The sequence below is a fragment of the uncultured Williamsia sp. genome (assembly GCF_947494875.1).
Taxonomy (GTDB): domain Bacteria; phylum Actinomycetota; class Actinomycetes; order Mycobacteriales; family Mycobacteriaceae; genus Williamsia_A.
The window spans coordinates 145425-159011 of the sequence record NZ_CANLWM010000002.1 but is presented as its reverse complement, the minus strand read 5'-3'; the positions used below and the strand labels follow the sequence as shown (position 1 = coordinate 159011).

Here is a 13587-nt window from a genome sequence, read left to right as displayed (position 1 = left end):
CGTTTTCGGCCGGAGTTGTCGGTGGGCCTGGCTAGTGTCGTACACATGTTCGAGGAAGTGCTGGAGGCGGCTGATCGCCTCGCCGATACCGTCCGTGAGTGCGAGGTGCCCGCCGATGATGACGTGTTGCTGGCGGGGGTGCGGGCGGCGGTGGCTGCGCGTAACGCCGCGGACGGGTTGCTGGCCCGGGTGACCGGGGAGATCGAATGCCGGGGCACCGCGAAGCGCCTGGGGTTTTCGGTGCGAGAACTGCTGCGCCGTAATGGGTGTGTGCCGGTGGTGGCGTCGCGGGCGATCCGGCTCGGTAGGGCGATCGGGCACCTGCCCGCACTGGCCCGACACCTACGCGACGGGTCACTGTCGGCGGAGTTCGCCGACGCCGTCGCCCGCGGAGTACGCCACGTCGCGATACGCACCCGGTCACCGCTCGGCTCGGAGCTGGCGGTCGAGACCGAGGCGGCGTTGATCGGACACGCGCTTGCTGGCCGCTCGCCGGTCGAGATCGACGACCGGGCCCGGACGATCGCCATCGAGCACGAACCCGAGATGGTCGACGACGGCGAGCCGGCGACGCCGGTCGCCGAGGACACGACGCTGAACGAGGTGGTCTGGGCGCAACGCGACGACGGCCGAATGGCGGGGACATTCGACCTCGACGTGGTCACGGGGGAGCGGTTCATCTCCTGTGTCGACTCCGCATCGCGACCCAGGCCGCTACCCGACGGGACACCCGACCCGAGGTCGGCCGCACAGCGCCGAGCGGACGCGTTCGCACAAGTCGTCGAAGCCGCGTCCCGTGCGCTCGGAGCCGAAGGGCTCGTGGGGTCGGCGAAGACCGAGATCCTGCTGACCGTCCCCGCAAACGACACCGACTGCTGCGGAGTCACCCCGGCGGGACCGGCGTATCTGCAGTGGATGGGCACCGTCACCGACGAGGCGGTGTCACTGCTGTCGTGTGATGCCTCGGTCACCCGCATCGCCGTCGATGTCGACGCAGCCCCGGTCGACATCTCCCCGACCGCGCGGCTGTTCACCGGCCGCACCCGCAAGGCGATCGTCGCCCGCGACCAGTCGTGCGTCATGTGCGGCAACCCCGCGTCATGGACCGACGTCCACCACATCGTCTTCCACTCCGACGGCGGACCCACGACATGCGACAACGGGTGCCTGCTGTGCCGAACCTGCCACGTCGCGGTGCACCAGCGCGGCTGGGAGATCGAGATGGGCCCCGACCGCCACCCCTGGATCCGACCACCCGCGACGGTCGACCCACGACGCGAACTGCAACCCGCCTACAACCGCCGCACCCTGCGCCTCGACACCATCGCCGCCTGAGAACCGACCAGCGACAGCACATCTCCCGCACCTGACCACCAGTCAGGACCGCATCAGAACCTTGACAACTCCACAGTGTGAGCCCGCGTCAATTCGTGGTCTTCGGCTTGTCGAAGAAGTAGACCTCGCCCAGGTTCGTGGCCGTCGCGATGGCACCCTCCGCGGAGACGGCGACCCCGGTCGCGAAGCCGAGCGCGCCGGGGAGGTCGAGGGTGCGCTCGGTCTTCCCGTCGCGGGCCGAGACCTCGAGCAGGGACAGCTTCTGGTCGCGCCCGGAACGCACCACCGTCCAGGCGCTTCCGGTGCTCGTCAGCGTGGACAGGCTCACGGTCTGCAGATCGGTGCGCTGCCAGAGGGGTTCGGCCTTGGCGCCGCGGTCGCGGAACGCCCGCAGCGGCGCGCCGATGACGCCGGTCGGGATGATCACCCCGTCGGGGGAGACGGTCATCGTCCCGAACCCGTACCCGCCGACGAAGTAACTCCAGCGGGTCTTGCCGGTCGCGGCGTCGAGTGCGTAGATGCTGCCCAGGCGGTCGAAGACATACAGCGTCTTCTTGTCCTCGGACAGCGTGGGCGTCCCGATGACGCCGCTCGGGATCTGGGCGGTCCACGCGTCTCGGATCGCCACCGCCCCGTTGACGGCGTCGTATCGCAGGGCCCGGACCTCCGAGGCGATCGACTTCGCCGGCCAGAAGCCGACGTAGAACCGCTGCGCCGCGGTGTCGACGGCCGGGCTGGCCTGGATCGGGCAGTTCGGTCCGCCGGTGATGCAGTCGCCGAGCCCGGCGGCCGGCTGTGAGGTGTCGAGGTCGGACCGCAGCGACACCCCGGGTGCGGCCGGCTGCCCGGTCTGCGAGTTGACGAGGACGACCTGGCCGAGGTCGGTGACGAGCAGCAGGACGCCGGGTCCGGCGAACTTGAGCGACACCGGCACGCCAGCGGCGGGGAAGCGCCACCGGATCGACCCGCCGCCGGTGTAGGCCACCAGATTGCCCGCCTCACCGACGTACACGTTGTCGTACTGGTCGACGAGCATGGCGTTCAGTTCGACGCCGGCCGCCATCCGTCGGCACCAGTTCTTCCGGCCGGCGCGGGAATCGAAGACGAAGGTGTTGCAGCCGCTCTCGGTACTGGAGGTCACCTGGACGTTGGACCGGCCCGAGATGGTGAGCGGGGCCGAGACGGGTCCACCGGTCGGGCGACTCCAGGACAGGGTCAGGTCGTCGGGGACGTCGGGGTAGGCGAAGTTCGCGTTGCCGGCGTCGCCGCCGTAGCTGGCCCATCCGGCGCTCGGGATCGAGCGGACGTCTGCCTCACCGTCGGCGCACGCGGCGACCAGGGTGACGGCCGCGAGGAGGAGGACGATCCACCGTGCGGTCGTCCCGCGACGGCCGCGCGTGGGCACCGAGCTGTCCCGCATCGTTCTCCTGTCCTGACCTGCACTTCCCGGGCCCGCCGTCATGCCGACGGCCCGTTCGCACCGGTGAGCCTATCGCGGGCCCCTCGGCGGACCGGGACCCCTCGCGGACGGCCGATAGGGTGTCTGGCCATGACGACCATGTGGAACGCGTCGCTGCGCTCGCGTCGGCGCGCGGGCCGCCGTCGAGATCCCGATCAGATCCGGTTCCTGACCCTGGCCTCGCTGCGCTGGGTCATCGACCACCGCGCCTACACGCCCTGGTATCTGGTCCGGTACTTCCGGCTCTGGCGCTTCCGCCTCGCGAACCCCCACGTGGTCCTGAAGGGCATGGTCTTCTTCGGTCGGGACGTCGAGATCCACGCGACACCCGAACTCGCACGGTTGGAGATCGGTCGGTGGGTGCACATCGGCGACGGCAACTCCATCCGCTGCCACGAGGGCTCGCTGCGTATCGGGGACAAGACGGTCTTCGGTGCCAACAACGTCGTCAACGCCTACCTCGACATCGAGATCGGCGCGTCGACACTGGTCGCGGACTGGTGCTACATCTGCGATTTCGACCACCGCACCGAGGACATCACCCTGCCGATCAAGGATCAGGGCATCGTCAAGGGGCCGGTTCGCATCGGTCCCGACACGTGGATCGCGGCGAAGGTGTCGGTGCTGCGCAACACCGTCGTCGGGCGCGGTTGTGTGCTCGGCTCGCACGCCGTGGTGCGCGGGGTGTTCCCCGACTACTCGATCGCAGTCGGTGCCCCGGCCCGAGTGGTGCGCAACCGTGCCGACGACTGGGCGGCCTCCGCCGCGCAACGCGCCGAGCACGCGCGGGCGCTGGCCGACATCGAACGCAAGAAGGCATCGAGACCCGACGTCGGCTGACCGGGCCCCGGGCGTCAGCGCAGGAGTTTCACCTGACCGGCGTCGAGCATGGCCGCGAACATCTCCTCCAGTGACTCCCGCATCGGCCGGTACGAGATCGTCAGCGCCTCACGGCTCTTCGTGTTGTCCAGGTGGAGCGGGCCGCCCGAGCAGCGCCTGACGAAGCGGCGGTCGCGGCCGACGAACGGCGCCACCGCGACCAGCAGCGGGATCGGCATCGGGAAACGGGGGAGCGGACGCTTCCGACCGAACTTCGGCAGCAGCGCCCTGCCCATCTCCAGCAGATCGGTGTCCGCCGCCGACAGGATGTGGCGACCCGACGCGCCCGTGGTGAACGCCGCGGTCACATGCGCCTGCGCGACCTCCCGCACGTCCACGACGCCGATCTTGATGCGCGGCGCACCCAGTGCCATCAGCCCGTTGCCGAGCTGGGTGACGATGGCGAAGCTCTCCGACGTGGGCGCGGGCCCGAGCGGCGGACCGATCACGAGCGACGGGTTGATCACCACCAGGTCCCAGCGTGACTGCGCGTCGGCGATCTCCCACGCCTTCCTCTCCGCCAACGTCTTCGACAGGTTGTAGGGCTCGTAGTCCAGAGTCGCCGAGGTGTTCCAGTCGTCCTCGGTGAGCGACCCGCCGGCGTTCTCGCAGTCGACGGTGTCGGTGTAGATCGCGGCCACCGAACTGGTCAGCACGACGCGACGGACCGACTCGGTGCGATCGGCCGACTCGAGGACCGTGCGTGTGCCCTCGACGGCGGGGTCGACCAGTTCCTTCTGCGGGTCCTTCACCGCGGAAGTGAACGGCGACGCGGTGTGGAACACGATCCCGCAGCCCGCCATCGCCTCGTCGTAGGAGCCGTCGGTCAGCAGGTCCGCGGCGAAGAACTCGATCGTCCCGGGTGCCGCGTCGGCGAGAGCCCGGAGGTGCGCGGTCTTGCGACGGTCGTCGGGGTTGCGCACCGCGGCGTGCACGGTGACACCGGCGTCCAGGAGATCCTTGACCACCCATCCGGCCACGTATCCGGTCGCGCCGGTGACCAGGACCGGCGTCGTGGTGTCGATCTCGAGGCTGCTGAGGTACTTCGCGGGGCTGGACACGGCGTCAGGGTAACGCCTCAGTCGGAGCCGACGTCACGATCGGGCAGCGGCCTTGTGGCGATCACCGGCCTGCCGATCGGATGGCGCACACGGCGCTTCGCCGACAGGTAGACCTCGGCGGTACGTGTCGCGACGAGTCGCCAGCTGAAGTCGGCGGTCAGCCGTTCGCGGGCGGCATGAGCGCGGCGTTGCGCGGCCGCGGGATCGAGGAGGACCGCGCGCACGGCGGCCGCGAGTCCGGTCACGTCACCCGGTGCGAAGGCCATGCCGGTGACACCGTCGGTGACCGCCTCGCCCAGACCCCCGGCCGTGGAGGTCACCAGGGGTGCGCCGACCGCGGCGGCCTCGAGGGCGACGATCCCGAACGGCTCATAGCGGCTCGGCAGCACGATCGCGTCGCACCGCTGCAGCGCGGACAGGAGCCCGGCGTGGTCCGCCGTGCCGCGGAAGTGCACCGCGCGCACCACCCGGTGCCTGCGGGCGAGGTCACGCAACCACGTCTCCTGCGTGCCGTCACCCAGGATGTCGAGGGTGGTGCCGGGGTGGGTGCGACGGAGGCGGGGCAGGGCGGCGATGAGGTCCTGGACACCCTTCTCGTACTCGAGACGCCCGGCGTAGAGCAGGCGAGGCGGCCCGTCGTGCGGACGCCGCGGACTGAACGGCCATGTGCTGACGTCGATCCCGTTGTGGATCGTGTGGATCTCGGACAGGTCCGGGCCGAACAGGCGCGCCACCTCGTCGCGCATCGAGGCCGAACAGGTGACGAGTGCGTCCGCCTCGGCGGCCAGCCACCATTCGACCGAGTGCACCTGCCGGTTGATCGTCCCGGCGACCCACCCGCTGTGTCGCCCGGCCTCGGTCGCGTGGATCGTCGCCACCAATGGGACATCATGCAGCTGGGCCAGGCCGATCGCGGCGTGCGCGACCAGCCAGTCGTGGGCGTGCACCACGTCGGGCACCCACCGCGAACCGTCGTCGTCCCCGATCGCCAGTCCGGCGCGGATCAGGGCATGGCCCAGGGCGAGTGTCCACGCCATCATGTCGCGGGCGAACTCGAAGTCCGGCGGATCCTCGGCCACCGCGATGACACGAACCCCCTCCACCACCGTGTCGATGGTCGGGTGGGAGAGAGCGTCGGTCCCCGAGGGTCGCCGGGACAGCACGACCACCTCGTGGCCTGCGGCGGCGAGCGCGACGCTCAGATGATGGACGTGGCGGCCCAACCCGCCGACGACGACCGGCGGGTACTCCCACGACACCATGAGCACCTTCACGAGGCGGCCCCCAGCAGACGGCGGGCGTCGAGCGCGCCGAACGGACCGTCCGCACGTCGCCAGGCGTCGGCCAGTCGGACGGCGGTCTCCTCGCGGCCCCGGTCGGCCGCGTCGGCGATCTCCCGGGCCGCGTGCGCGTGGGTGAACGCGCGCTCACGCGCGTAGTCGGCGGCGGTGTCCTTGGAGACCATGAACGCCCAGTCCGACGCGAGCGCCAGCACGGTCTCCCGGACGATCTGGTCGGCGACGCGATCACGCAGTGCCGCACCGGTGTCGAGGCGTTTGGCCACGCTGTCGAGTGCGGCGCCCGTCACCTCGCGCTGCACACGGACCAGATCGGACACGGCGGGCCCGTCCCACACCCGCCAGTCCTTGCCCGAACCCCAGCTCGAGGGGCCGAGATCGACAGGCGCGCCGACGAACCCGTCGTCGACGGCGGTCTGCAGGCTGCTCACCCGAACCCCCGCCTCGGGCAGAGCCCGCAGCACGGCCTCGAGCCACTGCGGCCCCTCGTGCCACCAGTGCCCGAACAGTTCTGTGTCGAACGCGGCGGTGACGAGCGCCGGCCGACCGATGCGCGCCGACTCGGAGGTCAGGCGACTCCGGACGTGGCGCACGAAGTCAGCGACGTGGCCGTCGACCGCTCGCCGGGCGCGATCAGGGTCGTAGGGGGCCTTGCCCTCCGAGGGCACCGACCGCCCCGTGACCCGCGACGCCTTGAACCCGAAACGGTGGTCCCATGTGTGGAAGTCGCGGTATGCGGCGTGTCCCGGGTACCCCGACCGCGGCGACCACACCCGGTAGCTGATCTCCAGATCGCGCCCGACGGCGACCACGCCGGACGACCCCACCGGTCGCGCCAGCGCGGTGTCGCCGCGCAGCGCCGGGCCGTCGACGAGGAAGTGCGTCACGCCGGCGGCGGCGTAGTCCTCCTCCATCCCGGGTGCGAAGGCGCACTCGGGCGCCCAGATGCCGGTGGGGCGCCGTCCGATCCGGCTCCTCGTGTCGGCAAGGCCCTCGTCGAGACAGAAGCGGCGTACCCGCGGGTCCATCGTCGGCGCGAAACCGTGGGCGAGCGGACCCGACAGCAGCTCGACGACATCGCCGTCGACGAGTGAGCGCAGGATCGCGGAAGCCCCATGGCGCCAACCGGTCTCGAAGTCGGCGAGGGCGTCGTCGGCGGCGCGGTGCTCACGACGGCCCAGTGCGGCGGCGGTCTCGTCGGCGCCGACGGCCCCGACGACCGATGCCTCGTGGGCTCGCGTGCGCCACGACCCCAGCCAGGCGTGCATGGCCTCACCGCAGTACGGGTCGTCGAGCTGCGCCGCCAGGATCGGGGTCATCCCGAGCGACAGCAGGTCGCGGTGACCGTCGTCGGCGAGTCGCCGCAGCGCCGCGAACAACGGCATGTACGACGCCGCCCAGGACTGGTGGAGCCATTCCTCGCCCACCGGCCATGCGCCGTGGTGGGCCAACCACGGCAGATGCGAGTGCAGCACCAGGGCGAACCGCCCCGGCACCGTCGACGCGCTCATCGCTCTGGGTTCATCGGTGTGGGGTCATGCGGTGGCGACGGCCAGCAGATCCAGGCTCTGATCGATGCCGCGCAGTCCCTCGGCGTCGTCGGGGTGGATCTCGAAGTCGTCGGTGCGGATGCTGGCGACGTCGGCCGCGAGAGCCGACGGCCACGGCTCGCCGGCGATCGCGCGCTCGATCTGCGCGTCGACGAACGACCCGTTCCACCGTTTGTCCAACGCGCGCAGCGCCGACCCGTGGTGCACGCCGAGCATCTGGCTGACGGTGAATCCGCCACCGGCCAGCAACTCCGTGAGCTCGGTGGCCGACAGCTCCCGCGTGTGGAACGGGTTGAGCGGGGTGTCACGCCCGGGGGAGAAGGTGAGGCGGTTGGGCGTGCTCATCAGGAGAAGACCGCCCGGCCGCAGCACCCGACGGCACTCGGCGACGAATCGCTGCTGATCCCACAGGTGTTCGACGACCTGGAAGGTGACGACCACGTCGACGTCGTCGTCGGGCAGGGGCAGGTCGACGAGGTTCGCCTGGTGCACCGTGAGGCGGGGGTAGAGGGCACGCGAGTGCGCGACGGCCGCGTCGTCGTAGTCGACGCAGACGACGTCGGCGCCCGCCGCGGCCAGCATGTCCGCGCCGTACCCCTCGCCGGAGCCGGCCTCGAGAACACGCCTGCCGCGACACAGCTCCACGACGTGGGCATAGGCGACCTCGTGCCGACGGAACCAGTAGTTCTCCTCGGCGATCCCCGGCGCGGTCCGCTCGCCGGTGAGCACCAGCGTCGGCTCGGGGGCGTCGGTTGCGTTGGTCATCTGCGGGAGCCTAACGGCCACGTCCGGTACACCCGTCGCCCCAGGATGTGACCGATGTCTCGGGTCTGGTGGCGGATTCGTCCAGCATCGCGTTTCACCTGCGCAGACGTGGTGCCGAGGCGGCCGATGCCGTGGCTAGAATGGAGAGTGGATGCTTTACCTTACCGGGCAGTAAGTTTACGGTGAGTTCACAACCGCTGAGTGGAGGTCGAAGAAGACCATGACGAACATCGTCGTACTGATCAAGCAGGTTCCGGACACATGGTCGGAGCGCAAGCTGTCCGATGGCGACTACACGCTCGACCGCGAGGCGGCCGACGCCGTCCTCGACGAGATCAACGAGCGCGCCGTCGAAGAGGCACTGCAGATCAAGGAGGCCTCGGGCGGCGAGGTCACCATCCTGTCGGCCGGCCCGGAGCGCACCACGGACGCGATCCGCAAGGCGCTGTCGATGGGCGCCGACAAGGCGATCCACATCAAGGACGACCTGATGCACGGCTCCGACGCCGTCCAGACCGCCTACGTCCTGGCCCGCGCGCTGGGCACCGTCGAGGGCGTCGAGCTGGTCATCGCCGGCAACGAGGCGACCGACGGCCGCGGTGGCGCGATCCCGTCGATGATCGCCGAGTACCTGGAGCTCCCGCACCTGACGCACATGCGCAAGCTGACCGTCGACGGCGAGAGCCTCACCGGTGAGCGCGAGACCGACGACGGCATCACGCACGTCGAGGCGACGCTGCCCGCGATCGTGAGCGTGAACGAGAAGATCAACGAGCCCCGCTTCCCGTCCTTCAAGGGCATCATGGCCGCGAAGAAGAAGGAAGTGCAGGTCGTGTCCCTCGCCGACATCGGGGTCGAGCCCACCGACGTCGGTCTGGAGAACGCAGGTTCGACGGTCACGTCGAACACCCCGAAGCCCCCGAAGACCGCCGGCGAGCGCGTCACCGACGAAGGCGACGGCGGCGTCAAGGTGGCCGAGTACCTCGTCGGCCAGAAGATCATCTGAGACCGCCCGACCCGACATCGAGGAGCAACACACCATGGCAGAAGTACTGGTTCTCGCCGAGCTCGACGCAGAGGGCGGCCTGAAGAAGGTCACCAACGAGCTCATCACCGCCGCGCGGGCGCTCGGCAGCCCGTCGGTCGTCGTGGCCGGCAAGCCGGGCACCGCCGACGGCGTCGTCGACGGCCTGAAGGAGGCCGGCGCGGAGAAGATCTACGTCGCGGAGTCCGACGACGTGGAGGGCTATCTGATCAGCCCCAAGGTCGACATCCTGGCCTCGGTCGCCGAGCAGGCCTCGCCGGCCGCGATCATCGTGGCCGCCACGGCCGACGGCAAGGAGATCTCCGGACGCCTGGCCGTGCGCCTGGGCTCGGGCATCCTCTACGACGTCATCGACATCAAGGACGACAAGACCGGCGTGCACAGCATCTTCGGTGGCGCGTTCACCGTGGAGGCCCAGCCCAAGGGTGACATCCCGATCTACTCGGTCCGCCCCGGTGGCGTCGAGGCGCAGCCCCAGGCCGGCGCCGGCGAGCGCGTCGACGTCGAGGTGCCCGCCCCGGCCGCGAACGCCGTGAAGATCACCAAGGTCGAGCCGATCGTCGGCGGCGACCGCCCGGAGCTCACCGAGGCGTCGATCGTCGTCTCCGGTGGCCGCGGTGTCGGCAGCGCGGACAAGTTCTCGGTCGTCGAGGAACTGGCGGACTCGCTCGGTGCCGCCGTCGGCGCCTCGCGTGCGGCCGTCGACTCCGGGTACTACCCGGGTCAGTTCCAGGTCGGTCAGACCGGCAAGACCGTGTCGCCGCAGCTGTACGTGGCGCTCGGCATCTCCGGTGCCATCCAGCACCGCGCCGGCATGCAGACCTCGAAGACCATCGTGGCCGTCAACAAGGACGAAGAGGCCCCGATCTTCGAGATCGCCGACTACGGCATCGTCGGCGACCTGTTCGACGTCGCGCCGCAGCTGACCGAAGAGGTCAAGAAGCGCAAGTGACACGTCCGGGCCCCAGGGCCTGACGTACCGCTCTCCGCGGCCCCCGAGACCTCGTGTCCCGGGGGCCGCGGTGCGTTCGGCGGCGTCGGTCACGTGCCCGTCGGCCCTGCGTAACCCGGCCGGTCGGGAGTTCATCACCCCTCCACCGACATGACACACCGGTGCAGCGCGGACGCCCGATCCGCTCGATAGACCTGTGCCCATGGCGACGACACTGCTCGACGGCACCACCCACACCACGTCGCCCACGCGGCGATCCCGCCTTCTCCTGCGCGGGCCGCGCTACACCCTGCACCTGACCACCCGCCCCGTCGACATCGAGGCCGCGCAACGCCTTCGGCACTCGGTGTTCTCGACCGAGCCGGGCTTCGCGACCGCGATGGCGGGCGCGGTCGACGGCCGTGACGCCGACCGATGGGACGACTTCTGCGACCACCTGCTGGTCCGCGACAGCGTCGACCAGGCGGTCGTCGGCTGCTACCGGATGCTGACGCCTGGCGGGGCGATCGCGGCCGGAGGGCTCTACGGCGCCGGCGAGTTCGACCTCACCGAGCTCGCCCCCATCGCCGCCGAGACCGTCGAGATGGGACGGGCCTGCGTCGCCGAGGGTCACCGCACCGGGTCGGTGCTGTCGCTGATGTGGTCGGGGATCCTGCGCTACCTCGAGGAGACCGGCCACCGCTATGTCGCCGGGTGCACCTCGGTACCGGTCGACCTCGGCGACGGGGTCGCCCCGGGCGCCGTCATCCGCGGCGTACGCGACCTTGTCCGCGACCGGCACCAGGCGTCGTGGCAGGTGTTCCCGCACCGCCCGGTCGTGATCGACGGGCTGCGGCTCGACGACATCGCGCCCCCACCGACCCTGTCAGTGCCGCCCCTGATGGCCGGCTACCTGCGCATCGGCGCCCGGATCTGCGGCGAACCGGCCCACGACGTCGACTTCGGCGTCGGCGACTTCGTCACCGTCCTCGACCGGCAGACCGCCGACCTGCGCTACCTCCACCGACTCCGCGCGCTCGCCGACCGCTGCGACGTCGAGGCGGCACGCCGATGACCGCCCCCACCCCGACCGTCCCTGCCCCGACAACCTCCGCCCGGACCACCCATGCCTGGTTCCCCGCCAGCCCCTGCGACGCCAGCTGCGTCCGCCCCGCCGGCCCGGCCCTGGGGCGACTCGGGGTAGCCCTCCGCGTGACCCGCTTCGCGGCGACCGCCACCGCGGTGGTCGTCGGTGGTCTGCTCGTCACCCCGGCGCCCCGTCCGATCCGACGACGCTACGTGCGCGGCGCGGCCCGCGGACTGCTGGCGGCGCTGGGCATCGGGTTCGAGGTCGACGACCGTCGCCCGCACGTCGGTCGCGGCGTCGGGCTGGTGGTGGCCAACCACACGTCGTTCCTCGACATCGTGGCCATCGCCGGGGTCGTCCCGGCGCGGTTCGTCGCGAAGGCCGAGATCCTCGGCTGGCCCGTCGTCGGCGACCTGGCGCGGCGTCTGGGGGTGATCGGCATCGATCGCGCCGCGCTCCGGTCGCTGCCCGCGACGATCGACACGATGACCGCCGGGCTGTACGACGACGACGCCGTCGGGGTGTTCCCCGAGGGCACCACCTGGTGCGGGCGGGCGGGCGGTCGCTTCCGCCCCGCCACATTCCAGGCCGCCGTGGACGCCCGGATGCCCGTGATCCCGGTGCACGTCGGGTTCCGGCACGCCGACGGGACGGTGGCCACGGTGCCGGCGTTCATCGGCGACGACGACCTCCTCGACACCGTCCGGCGAGTCCTGCGAGCCCGCGGGCTGCGGGTGGTCGTGCGGATCCACGAGCTGCAGCTGCCCGGCGACGACCGCCGTGCGCTGGCCGCACGGTGCGAACGGCTCGTCTTCGGCGCCGCCGACGGCCACGGCGACCCGCTCGAGGCGCTCACCGTGCTGTCGTCGTCCCCTCCGCCTCTGTCCGCACTGGTCGCGGCGGTCTGCGAGCACGATCACGACGAGGTCCCCGCGGGCGCGGCGTAACACGGCCCGCCGGTATCCTGGGTCGGTCATGGCCGACCCGCTGAGCACGCCCGTCTACCTCGATCACGCCGCATCCACGCCGATGCACCCGGCTGCCGTCGAGGCGATGACCCGCATCCTCGCCGACGCGGGCAACGCCTCCTCCCTGCACGGATCCGGTCGACGAGCGCGTCGCCACCTCGAGGAGGCCCGCGAGTCGATCGCGTCCTCCATCGGAGCCCGCCCGTCGGAGATCGTGTTCACCGCCGGTGGCACCGAGAGCGACAACCTCGCCGTCAAGGGGATCTTCTGGGCGCGGGTCGCCGCCGACCCGCGTCGGCGTCGCGTGGTCATCTCCGCCGTCGAACACCACGCCGTGATGGATCCGGCGCAGTGGCTCGCCGATCGCGGTGATGCCGAGCTCGTCGTCCTCGGCGTCGACGCACTCGGCCGGGTGTCCCCGGCCGAGCTCCGGGCGGAGCTCGCCGTGCACGGCGAGGAGACCGCGCTCGTGTCGGTGATGTGGGCCAACAACGAGGTCGGGACCATCCAGCCGATCGCCGAGCTCGCCGCCATCGCGTCGGAGTTCGGTGTGCCGCTGCACACCGACGCGATCCAGGCCGTCGGACACATCCCCGTGGATCTCGGTGCCGTCGGTGTGAGCGCTCTCAGCCTGGCCGCGCACAAGTTCGGTGGGCCGCACGGCATGGGCGCCCTCGTCCTGCGCCGCGACGTCGACTGCGTCCCGCTGTTGCACGGTGGTGGCCACGAGCGCGATGTGCGCTCGGGAACACCCGATGCCGCTGCCGCGGTGGGCATGGCCGCCGCATTGCGGATCGCCGTCGACGAGCTGCCGTCGACCATGCGCAGCGTCGCCGCGCGTCGCGACCGTCTCCTCGACGTCGCGGGCGCCGTCCCCGACTGCGTCGTCAACGGACCCATCGGGGAGGGGCGTCTGCCCGGCAACGCCCACGTGTCCATCCTCGGTTGTGAGGGCGATTCCCTGCTGATGCTGTTGGACGCCAACGGCATCGAGTGCTCCACCGGGTCCGCGTGCACCGCCGGGGTCGCCCGGGCCAGCCACGTCCTGCTCGCCATGGGCATGTCGACCGCCGACGCCCGCAGCAGCCTGCGGTTCTCGCTCGCCCCGACGACCACCGACGCCGAGATCGACGCCGTCGCCGCGGTTCTCGGCGAGGTCGCCGACCGCGCGCGGGTCGCGGGCATGGCCGGCGTCGGGGAGCGCTGAGC

12 protein-coding genes are annotated in these 13587 nt (G+C 71.1%); 7 read left to right on the top strand and 5 right to left on the bottom strand.

Annotated features, from left to right (window positions below; translation table 11 throughout):
* Positions 1-45: 45 nt before the first annotated feature.
* Positions 46-1335 carry a DUF222 domain-containing protein gene (locus Q1A98_RS06085; protein ID WP_299570925.1) on the top strand — a complete coding sequence of 430 codons (1290 nt, stop codon included), beginning with the start codon at positions 46-48 and terminating at the stop codon, positions 1333-1335.
* 88 nt (positions 1336-1423) lie between these two features.
* Here Q1A98_RS06085 and Q1A98_RS06080 read toward each other — a convergent pair whose 3' ends face one another.
* Complete coding sequence (locus Q1A98_RS06080; RefSeq protein WP_299570922.1) at positions 1424-2755, bottom strand: PQQ-binding-like beta-propeller repeat protein; 1332 nt, start codon at positions 2753-2755, stop codon at positions 1424-1426.
* 129 nt (positions 2756-2884) lie between these two features.
* Between Q1A98_RS06080 and Q1A98_RS06075 the strand changes: the two genes are divergently transcribed.
* On the top strand, positions 2885-3634 hold the full coding sequence (locus Q1A98_RS06075) for an acyltransferase (RefSeq protein ID WP_299570919.1): 750 nt from the start codon (positions 2885-2887) through the stop codon (positions 3632-3634).
* 14 nt (positions 3635-3648) lie between these two features.
* Here the strand turns inward: Q1A98_RS06075 and Q1A98_RS06070 are convergent, their stop codons facing one another.
* Genes Q1A98_RS06070 through Q1A98_RS06055 form a run of 4 tightly spaced genes read right to left on the bottom strand, consistent with a single transcriptional unit; the run spans position 3649 to position 8347 of the window.
* Positions 3649-4734 (bottom strand): NAD-dependent epimerase/dehydratase family protein, encoded by a 1086-nt coding sequence (locus Q1A98_RS06070; RefSeq protein ID WP_299570916.1) that lies wholly within the window; start codon positions 4732-4734, stop codon positions 3649-3651.
* 17 nt (positions 4735-4751) lie between these two features.
* Positions 4752-6008 carry a glycosyltransferase family 4 protein gene (locus tag Q1A98_RS06065; RefSeq protein ID WP_299570913.1) on the bottom strand — a complete coding sequence of 419 codons (1257 nt, stop codon included), beginning with the start codon at positions 6006-6008 and terminating at the stop codon, positions 4752-4754.
* Positions 6005-7543: a glycoside hydrolase family 57 protein gene (locus Q1A98_RS06060; RefSeq protein ID WP_299570911.1), complete on the bottom strand. Its 1539-nt coding sequence runs from the start codon at positions 7541-7543 to the stop codon at positions 6005-6007. The genes Q1A98_RS06065 and Q1A98_RS06060 overlap by 4 nt, the downstream gene beginning before the upstream one ends.
* Before the next feature lie 24 nt (positions 7544-7567).
* A complete protein-coding gene (locus Q1A98_RS06055; protein WP_299570908.1) occupies positions 7568-8347 on the bottom strand; it encodes a class I SAM-dependent methyltransferase in 780 nt (259 codons plus the stop codon).
* 220 nt (positions 8348-8567) lie between these two features.
* On the opposite strand from Q1A98_RS06055, the gene Q1A98_RS06050 reads away from it, so the two are divergent.
* The 5 genes from Q1A98_RS06050 to Q1A98_RS06030 all read left to right on the top strand — a co-directional run bounded on the left by Q1A98_RS06050 (position 8568) and on the right by Q1A98_RS06030 (position 13585).
* A complete protein-coding gene (locus tag Q1A98_RS06050) occupies positions 8568-9353 on the top strand; it encodes an electron transfer flavoprotein subunit beta/FixA family protein (RefSeq protein ID WP_299570905.1) in 786 nt (261 codons plus the stop codon).
* Between the two features lie 34 nt (positions 9354-9387).
* Positions 9388-10344 carry an electron transfer flavoprotein subunit alpha/FixB family protein gene (locus Q1A98_RS06045; protein WP_299570903.1) on the top strand — a complete coding sequence of 319 codons (957 nt, stop codon included), beginning with the start codon at positions 9388-9390 and terminating at the stop codon, positions 10342-10344.
* A gap of 202 nt (positions 10345-10546) precedes the next feature.
* Positions 10547-11398: a GNAT family N-acyltransferase gene (locus Q1A98_RS06040; protein ID WP_299570900.1), complete on the top strand. Its 852-nt coding sequence runs from the start codon at positions 10547-10549 to the stop codon at positions 11396-11398.
* Between the two features lie 137 nt (positions 11399-11535).
* Positions 11536-12357, top strand: coding sequence for a 1-acyl-sn-glycerol-3-phosphate acyltransferase (locus Q1A98_RS06035; protein ID WP_299570898.1), 822 nt, complete (start codon positions 11536-11538; stop codon positions 12355-12357).
* A 28-nt stretch (positions 12358-12385) separates the two neighbouring features.
* A complete protein-coding gene (locus tag Q1A98_RS06030; protein ID WP_299570896.1) occupies positions 12386-13585 on the top strand; it encodes a cysteine desulfurase family protein in 1200 nt (399 codons plus the stop codon).
* Positions 13586-13587 lie beyond the last annotated feature (2 nt).

What these genes read in the sequence shown, in the direction of transcription:
- Q1A98_RS06045 (WP_299570903.1), top strand. Translation starts at nt 9,388, where the DNA reads ATGGCAGAAGTACTGGTTCTCGCCGAGCTCGACGCAGAGGGCGGCCTG.
- Q1A98_RS06060 (WP_299570911.1), bottom strand. Translation starts at nt 7,543, where the DNA reads ATGAGCGCGTCGACGGTGCCGGGGCGGTTCGCCCTGGTGCTGCACTCG.
- Q1A98_RS06075 (WP_299570919.1), top strand. Translation starts at nt 2,885, where the DNA reads ATGACGACCATGTGGAACGCGTCGCTGCGCTCGCGTCGGCGCGCGGGC.
- Q1A98_RS06040 (WP_299570900.1), top strand. Translation starts at nt 10,547, where the DNA reads ATGGCGACGACACTGCTCGACGGCACCACCCACACCACGTCGCCCACG.
- Q1A98_RS06050 (WP_299570905.1), top strand. Translation starts at nt 8,568, where the DNA reads ATGACGAACATCGTCGTACTGATCAAGCAGGTTCCGGACACATGGTCG.
- Q1A98_RS06055 (WP_299570908.1), bottom strand. Translation starts at nt 8,347, where the DNA reads ATGACCAACGCAACCGACGCCCCCGAGCCGACGCTGGTGCTCACCGGC.
- Q1A98_RS06030 (WP_299570896.1), top strand. Translation starts at nt 12,386, where the DNA reads ATGGCCGACCCGCTGAGCACGCCCGTCTACCTCGATCACGCCGCATCC.
- Q1A98_RS06085 (WP_299570925.1), top strand. Translation starts at nt 46, where the DNA reads ATGTTCGAGGAAGTGCTGGAGGCGGCTGATCGCCTCGCCGATACCGTC.
- Q1A98_RS06080 (WP_299570922.1), bottom strand. Translation starts at nt 2,755, where the DNA reads ATGCGGGACAGCTCGGTGCCCACGCGCGGCCGTCGCGGGACGACCGCA.